This is a genomic window from Micromonospora sp. NBC_00860, assembly GCF_045207375.1.
GTDB classification, from domain to species: Bacteria; Actinomycetota; Actinomycetes; order Mycobacteriales; family Micromonosporaceae; genus Micromonospora; species Micromonospora vinacea.
The window spans coordinates 5,838,570-5,851,180 of the sequence record NZ_CP108825.1 but is presented as its reverse complement, the minus strand read 5'-3'; the positions used below and the strand labels follow the sequence as shown (position 1 = coordinate 5,851,180).

Sequence of the window (12,611 nt, the reverse complement as noted above, 5' to 3'; positions counted from 1 at the left end):
ACCTTCCTACGGTGTTGCGGTGATGGCACGCGCTGTCGCCTCGCCGGTGACGGTGACCGCCTTGTCCTGGACGAACGGTCCGATCATCGAGCGCTGGTAGGTGATGGAGACGGTCACCCGGATCAGGATTTCCCCGTCGACCTCGGGGAAGCTCACTGTGTGGCTGGCGGTGTCCACCTCATCCAGGTAGTTGGCGACCGCCTTGCGCGCCTCCGGCTGATTGATCCGCTTCGGCCCGCCCTCGATGGCGGTGGCCCGGTCGATGGCCTGACCGCCGGCCCGGGCCGCCTCGGCAGCCAGGTTCTGGGCACGTTGCAGGGTGCGGAGCTGCCCGGCGCCGTCGAAGGAGAGGCCGATGATGGCCAGTACGCCGACCATCGTCACCGCGAGGAAGATGCTCACCCGGCCGTGCTCACCTGCCCGCGAGGACCTGACAGCCGACCTGGTGGCCGTCATTGCCGACCCCGGTAACGGTCGAGTGGGGAGGTGAACTGCGCGGTGATCAATCGTTCACTCTCCATCCCGGGCAGGATGTCGAGCGTCACGTCCTTGAACGACACCAGGCAGCTGATCGTCACCGTCACCGTGGCGTCCGTACCGACCGAGCTGCTGAAGGCGTCGTCGAAGCTGGACTCGTTGCCCGGCGACGAGCCGGTGAACGCCGGGTCCAGGTCGTTGGCGCAGACCAGGCCGTGCCAGTCCAACTGCTTCTGGGCGGCCTCCAGCGCCTTCTGCCGGGCGGTGTCGGAATCCCGGGAGATCGAGGCGGCCCGCGCCGCGTCGTGCGCGGCCGCGTCGAGCGCCTCCGCGGCAACCGCGCTGCGCCCGACCACACCGGCCAGCACCATCAGTGCGATGAACGCGGGCGCGAGCACCGCCACCTCGATGGAGACCGAGCCCCGCTCGGCGGTACGGGTCATGGCGGGGTCACCCTCTCCACCGTCCCGTGGGCGGTCTGCTGTATCGCGAAGTCCACTCCCGGCACCACCGACAGGGACCGGCCGCTCACCGTGCAGGTCACGTCGGTAGTGGTGGTCACGCAGGTCGGGCCGGCCTTGTCCCAGCCCACCAGCCAACCCCCGGCGGCCTTGAGGAACTGGGTGGCGCCGTCCACTCCGACACCGTCCCTGGCCTGGTACGTCCGCTGGGCGTTGACGCCACTCTGCGCGGCGTGCAACGCGGTGGAGCGGGCGAGGAAGACGGCCGCGATCTGGATCGAGGCGAAGAGCAGCACCAGGATCAGCGGCATCATCACTGCCAGTTCCACCGGGTTGGCCCCCCGCTCCCGGTCGCTGGCCGCGAGGCGGCGCCGGGCGGCGATGACCACCCGGTGCCACCTCGACAGCGCGGCTCGACGCATCCCGGCTACTTGGCGGGCTTCGTGTAGTCCGGGATGCCGGTCATCCAGCTGTCGGCCTTGGTCAGGGCGAGAGCGGTGACGGCCATAGCGACGACGACCAGGCCGGCGATGATCACCGCGGTGGGCACCGGGCTGTCGCCGCGCTCACCCTCCCGGCGCAGCTCGGCCAGGCGCGTCGTCAGCACGACGTGCAGGTAGCTGAGGATGGACATGGCGTACTCCTTCAGGGAGGGGGTCAGACACGGGCGATGAACGGATAGAGGACGAACCCGAGCAGCACGAAGACGAGCAGCGCACCCGGGATGTCGAGCTTGCTGGTCACCCCCTCGGCGCGGGCGAGGTTGTCGGTGCGGATCTGGTCGCGCAGCGAGTCGGCCCGGCTGCGCAGCGTCTCGTGCACCTGCGCGCCCTCGCTGCCGGAGGAGCGCATGATGGCGCCGACGTCGCCCAGCTCGGGGATCCCGATCTTGTCGGCGAGGTCGCGCAGTTCGTCCCAGGGCGCGTGCATCTGCATCTGGGCGATCCGCAGCGACTCCTGGAGCCGGTCGAACACCCAACCGTCGCAGACCGCCGCCGCCCGCTCCAGCGACTGCACCGGCCCGTGCGCCGCCGAGAGTTGCAACGCCACCAGGTCGAGGTAGGTGCAGACCGCCTGGCGGAACTCGTCGCGGGCGGCGTTCGCCTTGGTCAACACGGCGCGGTGCGCCAGCAGGCCGCCCAGCAGCGCCAGGCCGAGGCTGCCCAGCACCGGCACTACCAGCGGGAATGGAACGCCGAGCACCCACAGCGCCGCCCCGAGCAGAGTCGGCGTGGCCAACCCGATCAGGGCGGAGAGCAGCACCGACAGCGCGTACTGCTCGGGGGTCTGACCGATCAGGGCGAGTTGCATCTGCGGCGGCCGCAACCAGCGCGACATGCCGGTCAACCAGTCGAGTCGGCGGGACGCGGGCGTGGACACCCGGCCGGTGCCCGGCGGCTGGTGCAGTCGGCGCAGCGCCGGCCCGAGCGCCGGTGTCGCCGGCACCAACTCCCGGACCACCAGGAAGACGCCCAGGCCGATCCCGGCACCACCGCACACCGCGATGGCCAACTGCCAGTTCAGGATCACGGGAGCCGCCTTTCGTTCGCGACTGCGGGGCTCCGCTGCGCTGCACTCCTCGCGCTCACTGGAGCCGCCTTTCGTTCGCGACTGCGGGGCTCCGCTGCGCGCTCACGCGATCACCTCGCTGGGGTCGGGCGCCGGCAGGAACCGGGCCGGCCGTTGCGGCTGACTCATCGACCGCACCCAGGCCAGCAGGCCGATGAAGGCGGCGCCGAGGGCGGCCATCACCAGTTGACCCACGGGTGTGCCGTACGGCCTGACGTACTCGGCGTTGATCAGCCCGTACGCCAGGGTCGCCAGCGTCATCCCGGTGAGGAAGCGAACCGCGAACCGGGGCTGGGTGCGCTTGGCCTCGATCTCCCGCCGGGTGGCCACCTCCGCGGACGCCGCGCCGGCGATCGAACCGAGCACGTCACCCAGCCGCTCACCCCGGTCCGACAGGTGCAGGATCAGCGCCGCGACCACCTGGTCGCAGACCGGATCGGCGATCTCGTCGGCGAACGCCAGCAGCGCGGAGCGGGCCATCCAGCCGGCCTGGAGACGGGCAGCGAGCAGCCGTACCTCGTCCTCGATGCCGGGTGGCACGCTGCCGATCGTGCCGATGATCGACTGCTGGAGGCCCTGCCCGGTGCCGGAGACGTCCTTGAGTCGGCGGGTCCACTCGCCGACCGCCTCGATCCGGGCGATGGCCCGCTGTTCGGCCTTGCCCACCCCGAACAGCCACGGGGTGCCGGGCACCGCCACCGCGACCAGCAGGCCGACCACCGGTAGCCCGGTCAGCAGGAACGCCAACGCGCCTGCGACCAGCGCGGCGACCAGCAGCGCCTGGTAGCCGCGCTGCTCGGCCGGGGTGCTGCCCGGCCCGCGCCACAGTCGGCTCAGCCCCGGCCCGCTGCCCGGGCGCGGCCCGGGGGGCCGGCGGGTGCCGACCAGCGCGACAACGGCCAGCACCAACCCGGCCACACAGGCGGCCCCGGAGACCACCGCGATCAACTCCAGGCTGCCGAGCATCAGGTCACCGCCGGGCCAGTCGGGTCTGCCGTGGCCGCCGCCAGGCACCGGCGCCGGCCTCGACCCACCGGGTCAGCAGCCGCGCGTCGTAACCCACCCGCAGCAACTGGTCGCGGACCCGCTCCGGCAGGTGCCGGGGGACCGCGCGACCGTCCGGGCCGGGCCCGAAGACGGTGGTGGTGGTGATCCGACCGGCTTCGCCGGCCCCGATCACCTCCTCCACGTGGGAGACGAACCGGTGTTTCCGCCCGCCGATCGCGGTCTCGTCCTCGATGGTGACGTAGACGATCAGGTCGAGCGCGTTGCCGGCCATCCGGCGGGCCTGGTCGACGGTCATCTCGCGGCCGTGCGCCAGGGCCAGCTCGACGATCCGTTCACTCACCCCGGCGGCGGTACGGGCGTGGATGGTGCACATCGACCCCCGGCTGGTGGTCATCGCCTGGAGCATCGGCACGATCTCCCGGGACCGCACCTCGCCCACGATGATCCGCAGGACGCCCATCCGCAGCGACAGTGGGATCAGGTCGGCGATGGTCACCTCGCCGGCCGGGCGGCCGTCGAAGCCGCGCTCGCCGTGGCCCTCGCGGGCCTCGAAGCTCATCACCGCCCGGTGCCGCTCCCGGCGGCGGGCCGGGAGCAGCTCCCGACTCTCCTCCAACAGCACGTACGGCTCGTCGGGTGGGATCTCGTTCATCAGCGCCCGGATGACTGTGGTCTTTCCGGCGCCGGCCAATCCGGCGACCATGATGTTCAGACCGGCGCGCATCGCCGCGCGGAGGAAGTCGCGCAGCAGCGGGTCGATCATCTCGTCCAGGTCACCTCGGGCGCCCGCGAGGTCGTCGAGGCTCACTTCCAGCGTGTTGTGCTTGCGGATCACCGCGTACGGGCGGTGGCTGACCAGGAACACCGCGGCCAGCCGGCTGCCGTCGGGCAGTTGCAGGTCGAGGGTGGGCTTCACCGTGGAGAGGGACCGCTCGGTCGCGCCCGCCCGGCGGGCCGCCGCCTGGAGGATCTCCACCAGTTCGGCGTCGCTGTCGGCGATCGGCTCGGCCCAGTCCACCCCACCGCCGCGCCGGGTGATGCGTACCTGGTCGCAGCCGAGGATGTGCACCTCCTCGATGGTGTCGTCGACCAGCAGGGTCTGTAGCCGGCCGAGCCCGACCAGCTCCGCGGTCACCTGGTCGAGCAGCAGGCGTTCATCACCAGCGGCCATGGGCGTGCCGGCCCGGCGCACGGAGTCCGCGTACGCGGCGACCACTGTGACGGCGAGTCGGGCCCGCTCGGTGTCCTCCTCGTCGACTGTGAACTCCCGGCCGCGCTGCCAGAGGGTGAGCCGTTCGGTGAGTTCCCGGCGCAGCTCCCGGACCACCTGGAAATCCATCCGGGGTCGGGGCGGCGGCTGCGGCGGCGGGGTGGCCGCTGTCATCGGCTGCGGCGGCGTTCCGGACTGGTGGTGCCGGCCGTTCGGTTCGGCCAGGGGTGGCGCGGTGGAGGTCACGCCCGGTGGCTGTTGGCGTGGGTCGGTGGAGACCGGCTCAAACCGCATCCGGCACCCCCTGCTGCACGGGCCACGCCAACCGGGCCCGCCGCCGTTCCAGGAGCGCCCCGATGGGGACCTCCAGCGCGGACGCCGCGCGCATCAGCGGCCGTCCAGCCCGTACGGTCCCGCCCAGGGCGAGCACCCCGGCGGTACGCGGATCGTGCGGCAGCCGCGCGATGATCGGCAGTTTCAGGGCGCGGCTGATCTCGGCCCGCCCGTGCCCGTCGCCGACCAGCAGCAGCCGCAGGGTGCCCGGGGGCACCCGGTGCTCGGCGAAGTCCCGTTCGATGGCGGTGACCACCGCGCGGGTGCCGGAGAGGTCCGGCAGGTGCGCCCGGGTCACCAACAGCACCACCGAGGCGGCCCGCAGTATCGGCCACGGTGGCCCGGTCACGTGCAGCCGGCCACAGTCGACCAGGACGTCGTAGCCGGGGGTGCCGCGGTCGAGGGCGTCGAAGTAGTCGGCGAAGCGTTGCCAGAGCGGGGTGACGCTGCCGCTCTGGGCCGGGTCGACGAGGCCGGGCAGCAGCAGCCGTTCCCGGCGGGGTGCGTCCAGGTCGACCAGCTGGGACCAGAACGCGGTCTCCAGGTTGCCGTCGCGCAACTCGCCGACGGCCAGCTCTCCGATGCCGCGCGGGCCGTCCAGTTGGCCGCCGAGGTATCCGGCGAGGATCGAGCCGCCGGCCGGGTCGCATTCGGCGACCACCAGCCGCCGGTGCCAGGCCAGCGCGCAGGCCAGCGCCGAGGTGGTGACGCCGGGCGAACCCTTCGCGGACACCAGCGCGATGATGGCCATGCTCAGGCCGCCTCGGTCAGCACGACGGCGAGGCGTTCCTCTGCGGAGAGCGCCACCACCGCGGGCACGTCACGGGTGAGCAGCGCCAGGTAGAGGACCTTGTCGTCGTTGGCCGGGCTGACCATGTCGATGACGGTGGCCGCGAACCGGGTGCTGGCGGCGGCAGCGTCTCCGTCGGCATTGTCGTCCGGAGTGCTGACCAGCAGGACCTTGTCCCCGGGGTGCAGTTCGCGGGCCGGCACCTGGGCGGTCTTCAGGCCGAGTGCGATCTGCTGCTGGCCGGGGCCGAGCAGCGGATCGTCGGTGACCTGTCCCAGGGTGAGCAGCGTGCCCGGAAGCAGCGCGACAGCGGCCCGTTTGCCGACCACCTCGTCGAGCCGGGCGGCGGGCACCGGGCGCAACCCTTGGCCGCCGGCGACCTGCACGGTGACCAGGTCGGCGGCGCTGATCTCGCGGCCCACCTCCACCGGTCGGGCCACCGCCAGGTAGCTGCCGGTGGCCCGCACGGAGGTGACAGCGAACGCCGCGCCCAGCCCGCCCAGGGCGATCAGGAGGACCGCGAGACCGAGCAGCCCGGGACGGACCCGGCGCTGTCGGACCACTGTGGGCGGGTTGACGGGCGCGTCCACCGACGGGGTCCCGTTGCGCGTCGCGAGGCTCATCTGGTGACCACCTGGAGTTCGTTGATCTGGATCGGAACGATGCCGCTGTTTCGGGTCACCAGGATTTCGCCGCTCTCGCCACCGCCGCGCCAGGTCACCGTCCAGTACGTGGTCGCGGTGACGTTGTACGTGCCGGCCTTCTGGTAGCCCTTGTGGTAGCCGCAGTCCGGGGAGGTCGTGCCCGCCCGATCGCCTGTCGACTCGTACCTGGTGCCTTCGTCTGGGCAGGAGACCTTGTCCCCGTTGCCCATGTCCCAGACGATCTCGGTGACCGCCGCCGTGATGTCGACTCGCAGGCCCCGGTCGGTTTCGTGGGCGTCGATCGGGCCGAAGTAGTTCGGGTTCTTCTCGGACCACATCCACACCGGCAGGCCGACCAGGCCGGGGCCGACGCGCTTGCGGGGCGCGACGCCCAGCGGGGCTGGCAGCAGCGTGATCGAGGCGAGGGCGCGACGGGCCAGCTCCTCAGGGTTGGGTGGTGCGCCGAAGCCGGCCGGCGGATCGTCCAGCAGCACCTCGGTCTGGGCGCCCAGGTCGCCGCCGTTGCACGTCCTCACGTACCACTGCTGGCCCTCGGGGGCCTCGGGCTGCGGCTGTTCCAGCTTGTAGTAGCAGCCGTCACCGCTGTTGAACCAGCCGAGGAACTCGTCGTAGCAGGGGATGATCCGCCCGTCCCACTGGCAGGTGCCGCTGCCACCACCGTCGCCGCCGTCGTCCCCACCGTCGTCCCCGCCGCCGCCGGGATCACCCGGGTTGCCGGGTTCGTCGTCCCAGACGCTGCAGTCGGGTTGGGCGGGCGGGCAGCCCGCCCCCGGGTCGGCACGTCGGGCGGCGGCAGCCGGCACCGTCGCGCCGACGACCAGCAGCAGCGCGAGGCCGATCCCGGCGAGCGCTCGTCGGGCACCCTTTCCGCTGTGGGTCAGCACGGCTGGTCCCGGTGCGTCGTACCGGAGTTGATCAGCCAGCGGCCGTCGGGATAGCGAGTGGCGGTGGCGGTGGAGAGGTGTCTGCCACCGCCGCTGCCCGGGACCGGGCGCTTGTTCTTGGCGTAGACCAGCCGGTAGCCGGTGGTGTCCAGGCAGTCCTGGATATCCACTGTGGCCGGCTTCGCGTCCAGACTGACGGCGGTCACGGTCGGGTCGGACTTCAACGTCCCGGTGCGCATGGCGCCGTGCTCCTTCGCGTCGCGAATGGACAATTGGACCCGGGTGAGAAGCGGATCAGCGAGAAACCGGGTCAGTTCCGGCGCGCGGGGATCACTGCGCACGCCCGCCGTACGGGAGGCCGCGAGATACCCGGAGTACGCGTCGAGTGCCGCCTTTTCGGCGGCGCGCCGTTCGACGTCGGGATCGGTCCGTTGTTCGTTGTCGCGGGCTGCCGTCGGTCGTTCGACCGTTTCCCGTCCGCTGGCGCAGGCGGTGACCGGCATCGCCGCCACGGCCGCCAGCAGGCAGATTGCCGCTCGTCTGAGCTGCCGTCCGCGCACCGTCGAGCCTCCTCGTGGTCGCCCGGGGCGGTGACGGGTTCACCGCCGTCGGGCATGCGGAAGCGCGCCCGGATCAGCACATCCGGAGCCGTTCATTGCGCTTCTGCATTCACCGTTACGGATCTTTTACAAATTCGGGGTCCTGTGTCGTCCGATGGTGAAGGTGAGGCTTGCGTCACACCCAAGGGGCGAGCATAGGCTGACGCTCGCCGATGCAACAGAGGCAATTCAAGCGAACACGTTGCGTGATGACAGGTGGTGGTGGCGGGTGTCCACACTGTGCCCCGGGCAATGGTCGAGCGAACTGTCGTTATTGATGGGGTGGCACCGGGTCGGATGGGCTCGCCGGGGTCTCGCCAGCGGTCGCGGGAGTAGGACATCGTGGCCACATCCCGGCATTCGAACGGCGTTGCCGGCCGAGCAGCGGGCCGCCTCGTCGGGCCCGGCGGCGGTCGAAGGCACCTCCACAGGGCCGGGCGGGCAGGTCGCTTTCTGCGCCATCCGCTACACCAGTGCGAGTGCTCGATCACGATCCGTGTTCAGCGGCGCAAGGCAGCGCGTGGCCGCAATGGAGGCGGCATGGCGCTGACCGGCCCCCCGGCGGCCGTCCCCGGACGGGAAGACCCGCCCGATCGGAGCCCGGCACCCCCACCGTCCGGCGGTACGCAGGAACCCGCCCCTCCGCCGCGCGCACGCACCCGGGTCTCGACAGTGTCAGCGGTCCTCGCGATCAGCCCGCTGATGCGGTTGGCCGCGCTGCGCTACGCCGTACCCCCGGGTCTGCCCAGCCGGAGCGGCTGCGACGCCTGCGGCGCGCCGGTCGGCCTGACCCGCCCCTGGCCGGCGCTGGGCCCGGCGGCCCGGTGCGGTCGCTGCCGCGCCCGGGTCGGCCCACCGCCGGGCACTGTCGAGCTGGTAGTGCTCGCGGCGGCGGTGCTGCTGGCGGTCGCCGGTCCGTCCGGCGGGGCGCTGCCGGCGCTGATCTGGTGGCTCGGCTGGACTATTCCGGCGATCCTCGTCGACCTGGCCGTGCACCGGTTGCCGGACCGGCTCACGGTGCCCGCGGCGGCCGGGACGTGGCTGCTGCTCGGAGTGGCCGCGCTCGACGCCGACCCGGGGCACTGGCTGCGGGCCGTCATCGGCGGCGCGGGGCTGGCGCTCTTCTTCGCCAGCACCGCGGTGCTGCTCGGCCGGCGCGGCTTCGGGCTGGGCGACGCCAAGCTGGCACTGAGCGTCGGCGCGCTGCTCGGCTGGTACGGGTGGCCGGTGCTGGTGTTCGGGCTGGTGCTCACCTTCGGGCTCTCCGCGCTGGTGAGTCTGGGCCTGCTGGTCACCCGCCGCGCCAACTGGAGCACCCACCTGCCGTTCGGCCCGTTCCTGCTGTTCGGCACGACGGCTGCCCTCCTACTGGCGGCCTGACCCGTCGGCGGGCGGCGGGGACGTCGGTGGTCAGGGGCGCGAGCGGCTGGCCAGTTTGGGGGCCGGGCTGTCGGGGCGGTCGGCCCGGCGGCGGAGCACCTCGCTGGTCGGGCGGGCCAGCAACGGAGTGAGCACCACGGCGACCAGGGCACCGAACAGCACGCCCGCGATCACGTCGTGCGGGTAGTGCACACCCACGAAGACCCGGGAGAAGGCGCCGAGCGCGGCCAGGGGCAGCGCGACCATGCCGAGTCGGCGGGAGAGCAGCAACGTGGTGACCGCCAACGCGCCGGCGATGGTGGCGTGGTTGCTGGGGAACGACCAGTCGCCCGGGGGTGGACAGGCGCCCGCGATGATCTCCCGGGCGATGGTCCGGCAGGGGCGGTCCTCGTCCACCACGGTCTTGAGGAACTCGCTGCCCACGTACGCCAGGAGGGCCGGCACCGGCGCGATCAGGGCGAGTGCCCGGCCGTGCGGGCCGCCGGACCAGCGGCTCAGCGCGGCCATCAGCAGCAGCGCGCCGAGCAGCAGGATCACCCCCTCGGTGGCGTGTCCGACGAACCACTGCACCGGCTCGGGGCTGCCGGCGGCGGCGTCGACGACGTCGCTGTACCACTCGGCGCTGATCTCCGGAACGTCCATGCTGCCGTTGTTGAGCATGCATCACCTCACTTCACGTTCATACCCTGTTCACCTTGGGGACACCCTAGGAACGCGCCAGAGGGCACCGCTCCTGTCGAAGGTCGGGCGGTCCGCACGACCTTCGTCCAGGATTCGCACAGCCAGTTCTGGTTGGCTGCGGGGAGAAGACCAACATCGACAGGAGACTTCGTGCAGACCGGTTCGGCCACCGATCAACCGCAGTCCACGGCCGCGGCGGACGACGAGACCTGGCGGATCCGGCGTACGGAGGCCGACCTGGACCGGCTCGGCGAAACCGAGTCGATCTTCGCGTTGGGCAACGGGTGGATCGGCTGGCGCGGGGTGCTCGACGAGGGTGCCCCGTGCGGGATGCCGGGCAGCTACGTCAGCGGCTTCCACGAGCGGCGCGAGCTGAGCTACCCCGAGGAGGGGTACGCGTTCCCGTCGGCCAGCGACACCGTCATCAGCGCACCGAACGCCGCACTGATCCGGCTCTGGGTCGACGACGAGCCACTGGATCTCCGGACCGGGACGCTGCGCAGCCACGAACGGGTGCTCGACCTGCGGACCGGCGTGCTGCGCCGGGAGACCGAGTGGATCTCACCGGCCGGGCGGGGCGTCCGCATCCGCAGCACCCGGTTGGTGTCGCTGCCGCGTCGCCCGGTGGCCGCCGTCAGGTACGAGGTCGAGCCGTTGGACACCGCCGTCGACCTGCGGGTCTGCTCGGACCTGCTGGCCAACGAGAAGGTGCCGGAGCGGTCGGACGACCCTCGGGCCGCCTCGGTGCCCACCGACCCACTGACCGCCGAGACGTACCGTGCGAGCGGCCTCGACGGCGTGCTGGTGCACCGCACCGAGCGCAGCGGCCAGCGCGTCGCGGTGGCGGTCAGTCACCTGCTGGAGGGGCCGGGCACTGTGAGCACCACAGGTGACTGCACGGCGGACCGGGTACGGCTGACCGTGACGGGTCGCCTGCGCCCGGGGGAGCGGTTGCGGCTGACGAAGTTCGCCGCCTACGAGTGGGCGGCTGTCGACGCGACGTCCGCCGACGAGTTGGCCGCCCTGGTCGCCGCCGAGGCGGACGCGGCCCGCGCGGACGGCTTCGACGCCCTGCTCACCGACCAGCGCGCCGCTCTGGACGCGGCCTGGCAGGTCGCCGACGTGCAGCTCGACGGTGATCCGGAGCTTCAGCACGCCGTTCGGTTCGCGATGTTCCACCTGATCCAAGCCGGTCGCCCGGACTCCGACCGGACCATCTCGGCCAAGGGGTTGACCGGCAACGGCTACGACGGGCACGTCCTCTGGGACACCGAGAGTTACGTCCTGCCGGTGCTCACGTACCTGGCCCCGGCGGTGGCCCGCTCGGCGTTGCGCTGGCGGCACGCCCACCTTCCCGAGGCGCGGGAGCGGGCCGCCGAGCTGCGGTTGACCGGCGCGACCTTCCCGTGGCGCACCATCGGCGGCCGGGAAAGCTCCGGCTACTGGCCGGCGGGCACCGCCGCGCTGCACGTCAACGCCGACATCGCCGATGCGGTGCTGCGTTACCTGGCGGCCACCGACGACCAGCGGTTCCTGGCCGAGGCGGGGTTGGAGCTTCTGGTGGAGACCGCCCGGCTCTGGCACGGCTTCGGCCACTGGTCGGGCGAGGGCGACTTCCACCTGCACGGGGTGACCGGCCCCGACGAGTACGCCGCGCTTGTCGACGACAACGTCTTCACCAACCTGATGGCGAAGCGCAACCTGCGCGGCGCGGCGGACGCCGCCGAGGCGCATCCCGAGCTGGCCGACCGGCTGGGCGTGGACCGCGACGAGGTGGCCGGCTGGCGGGCCGCCGCCGACGCGATGGCCATCCCGTACGACAGCGAGCGCGGGGTGCACCAGCAGGCCGCCGGCTTCACCGAACAACCCGAGTGGGACTTCGCGAACACCGGCGACGACGACTACCCGCTGCTGCTGCACTTCCCGTACCTGGAGTTGTACCGCAAGCAGGTGGTGAAGCAGGCCGACCTGGTGCTGGCCATGCAACTCTGCCCCGGTGAGTTCACCGCCGACGAGAAGGCCCGCAACCTGGCCTACTACCAGGCCCGCACGGTCCGCGACTCGTCGCTGTCGGCGGCACCGCAGGCCGTGCTGGCCGCCGAGGTCGGGCACCTGGATCTGGCGTACGACCTGTTCGCCGAGTCGGTCCTTCAGGACCTGGCCGACCTGGGTGACAAGACCGCCGACGGGCTGCACCTGGCCTCACTGGCCGGCGCGTGGTTGGCGCTGGTGCAGGGCTTCGGCGGGCTGCGCGACGACCGCACTGTGCTCTCCTTCGACCCCCGCCTGCCGCGACGGATCGACCGGCTGGCGTTCAGCCTGCGCTGGCGCGGCCACCGGCTGCGGGTCACGTTGACTCCGGCCGAGGCCCGCTACGAGCTGCCCGACGCCGCCGGAGATGCCGAGGTCGAGCTGTGGCACCACGGCGAGTCGCTGCGGGTCACCGGCACCGAGCCGGTCACCCGGCCGATGCCACCGGTGCCCGACCCCGGCCCGGAGCCGCCCTCCCCGCCCGGCCGCCGCCCCACCCGCCGCTCGGCCGACTGAGCAGCCG

The 12,611-nt window shown here is 72.3% G+C and carries 13 protein-coding genes and 1 pseudogene; 2 read left to right on the top strand and 12 right to left on the bottom strand.

The window, feature by feature from the left end; genetic code table 11:
* Positions 1-6: 6 nt before the first annotated feature.
* The 11 genes and pseudogenes from OH804_RS26950 to OH804_RS26900 form a co-directional block, all read right to left on the bottom strand.
* Complete coding sequence (locus tag OH804_RS26950) at positions 7-456, bottom strand: pilus assembly protein TadG-related protein (RefSeq protein ID WP_406060324.1); 450 nt, start codon at positions 454-456, stop codon at positions 7-9.
* A complete protein-coding gene (locus OH804_RS26945) occupies positions 453-920 on the bottom strand; it encodes a TadE/TadG family type IV pilus assembly protein (RefSeq protein WP_196920561.1) in 468 nt (155 codons plus the stop codon). The genes OH804_RS26950 and OH804_RS26945 overlap by 4 nt, the downstream gene beginning before the upstream one ends.
* A complete protein-coding gene (locus tag OH804_RS26940) occupies positions 917-1,360 on the bottom strand; it encodes a TadE/TadG family type IV pilus assembly protein (protein WP_196920562.1) in 444 nt (147 codons plus the stop codon). The genes OH804_RS26945 and OH804_RS26940 overlap by 4 nt, the downstream gene beginning before the upstream one ends.
* 5 nt (positions 1,361-1,365) lie before the next feature.
* Complete coding sequence (locus OH804_RS26935; RefSeq protein WP_196920563.1) at positions 1,366-1,572, bottom strand: hypothetical protein; 207 nt, start codon at positions 1,570-1,572, stop codon at positions 1,366-1,368.
* A gap of 23 nt (positions 1,573-1,595) precedes the next feature.
* Positions 1,596-2,465, bottom strand: a complete 870-nt coding sequence (locus OH804_RS26930; RefSeq protein ID WP_196924725.1) for a type II secretion system F family protein — start codon at positions 2,463-2,465, stop codon at positions 1,596-1,598.
* 105 nt (positions 2,466-2,570) lie between these two features.
* Positions 2,571-3,517: pseudogene (locus OH804_RS26925) on the bottom strand (type II secretion system F family protein).
* Positions 3,478-5,019, bottom strand: a complete 1,542-nt coding sequence (locus OH804_RS26920) for a CpaF family protein (protein WP_406060321.1) — start codon at positions 5,017-5,019, stop codon at positions 3,478-3,480. Before OH804_RS26920 ends, OH804_RS26925 begins: the two are co-directional and overlap by 40 nt.
* Complete coding sequence (locus OH804_RS26915) at positions 5,009-5,809, bottom strand: ParA family protein (protein ID WP_366635961.1); 801 nt, start codon at positions 5,807-5,809, stop codon at positions 5,009-5,011. The genes OH804_RS26920 and OH804_RS26915 overlap by 11 nt, the downstream gene beginning before the upstream one ends.
* 2 nt (positions 5,810-5,811) lie before the next feature.
* The gene (locus OH804_RS26910; RefSeq protein WP_406060319.1) at positions 5,812-6,471 is read right to left on the bottom strand and encodes an SAF domain-containing protein; all 660 of its coding nucleotides are present in this window, start codon (positions 6,469-6,471) and stop codon (positions 5,812-5,814) included.
* Positions 6,468-7,397, bottom strand: coding sequence for a hypothetical protein (locus tag OH804_RS26905; RefSeq protein WP_406060317.1), 930 nt, complete (start codon positions 7,395-7,397; stop codon positions 6,468-6,470). The genes OH804_RS26910 and OH804_RS26905 overlap by 4 nt, the downstream gene beginning before the upstream one ends.
* A complete protein-coding gene (locus OH804_RS26900; protein ID WP_196920569.1) occupies positions 7,391-7,957 on the bottom strand; it encodes a hypothetical protein in 567 nt (188 codons plus the stop codon). Before OH804_RS26900 ends, OH804_RS26905 begins: the two co-directional genes overlap by 7 nt.
* Before the next feature lie 741 nt (positions 7,958-8,698).
* Between OH804_RS26900 and OH804_RS26895 the strand changes: the two genes are divergently transcribed.
* Positions 8,699-9,376 carry a prepilin peptidase gene (locus tag OH804_RS26895; RefSeq protein WP_406066684.1) on the top strand — a complete coding sequence of 226 codons (678 nt, stop codon included), beginning with the start codon at positions 8,699-8,701 and terminating at the stop codon, positions 9,374-9,376.
* 30 nt (positions 9,377-9,406) lie between these two features.
* Here the strand turns inward: OH804_RS26895 and OH804_RS26890 are convergent, their stop codons facing one another.
* Positions 9,407-10,036, bottom strand: a complete 630-nt coding sequence (locus OH804_RS26890) for a phosphatase PAP2 family protein (RefSeq protein ID WP_196920571.1) — start codon at positions 10,034-10,036, stop codon at positions 9,407-9,409.
* 171 nt (positions 10,037-10,207) lie between these two features.
* Here OH804_RS26890 and OH804_RS26885 point away from each other — a divergent pair, with 171 nt between their 5' ends.
* Complete coding sequence (locus OH804_RS26885; protein WP_406060315.1) at positions 10,208-12,604, top strand: glycoside hydrolase family 65 protein; 2,397 nt, start codon at positions 10,208-10,210, stop codon at positions 12,602-12,604.
* The last annotated feature ends 7 nt before the right edge of the window (positions 12,605-12,611 follow it).

Excerpts from the sequence above, each read along its gene's own strand:
- OH804_RS26950 (WP_406060324.1), bottom strand. The coding sequence starts at position 456 with ATGACGGCCACCAGGTCGGCTGTCAGGTCCTCGCGGGCAGGTGAGCAC.
- OH804_RS26945 (WP_196920561.1), bottom strand. The coding sequence starts at position 920 with ATGACCCGTACCGCCGAGCGGGGCTCGGTCTCCATCGAGGTGGCGGTG.
- OH804_RS26940 (WP_196920562.1), bottom strand. The coding sequence starts at position 1,360 with ATGCGTCGAGCCGCGCTGTCGAGGTGGCACCGGGTGGTCATCGCCGCC.
- OH804_RS26935 (WP_196920563.1), bottom strand. The coding sequence starts at position 1,572 with ATGTCCATCCTCAGCTACCTGCACGTCGTGCTGACGACGCGCCTGGCC.
- OH804_RS26920 (WP_406060321.1), bottom strand. The coding sequence starts at position 5,019 with ATGCGGTTTGAGCCGGTCTCCACCGACCCACGCCAACAGCCACCGGGC.
- OH804_RS26915 (WP_366635961.1), bottom strand. The coding sequence starts at position 5,809 with ATGGCCATCATCGCGCTGGTGTCCGCGAAGGGTTCGCCCGGCGTCACC.
- OH804_RS26910 (WP_406060319.1), bottom strand. The coding sequence starts at position 6,471 with ATGAGCCTCGCGACGCGCAACGGGACCCCGTCGGTGGACGCGCCCGTC.
- OH804_RS26895 (WP_406066684.1), top strand. The coding sequence starts at position 8,699 with ATGCGGTTGGCCGCGCTGCGCTACGCCGTACCCCCGGGTCTGCCCAGC.
- OH804_RS26890 (WP_196920571.1), bottom strand. The coding sequence starts at position 10,036 with ATGCTCAACAACGGCAGCATGGACGTTCCGGAGATCAGCGCCGAGTGG.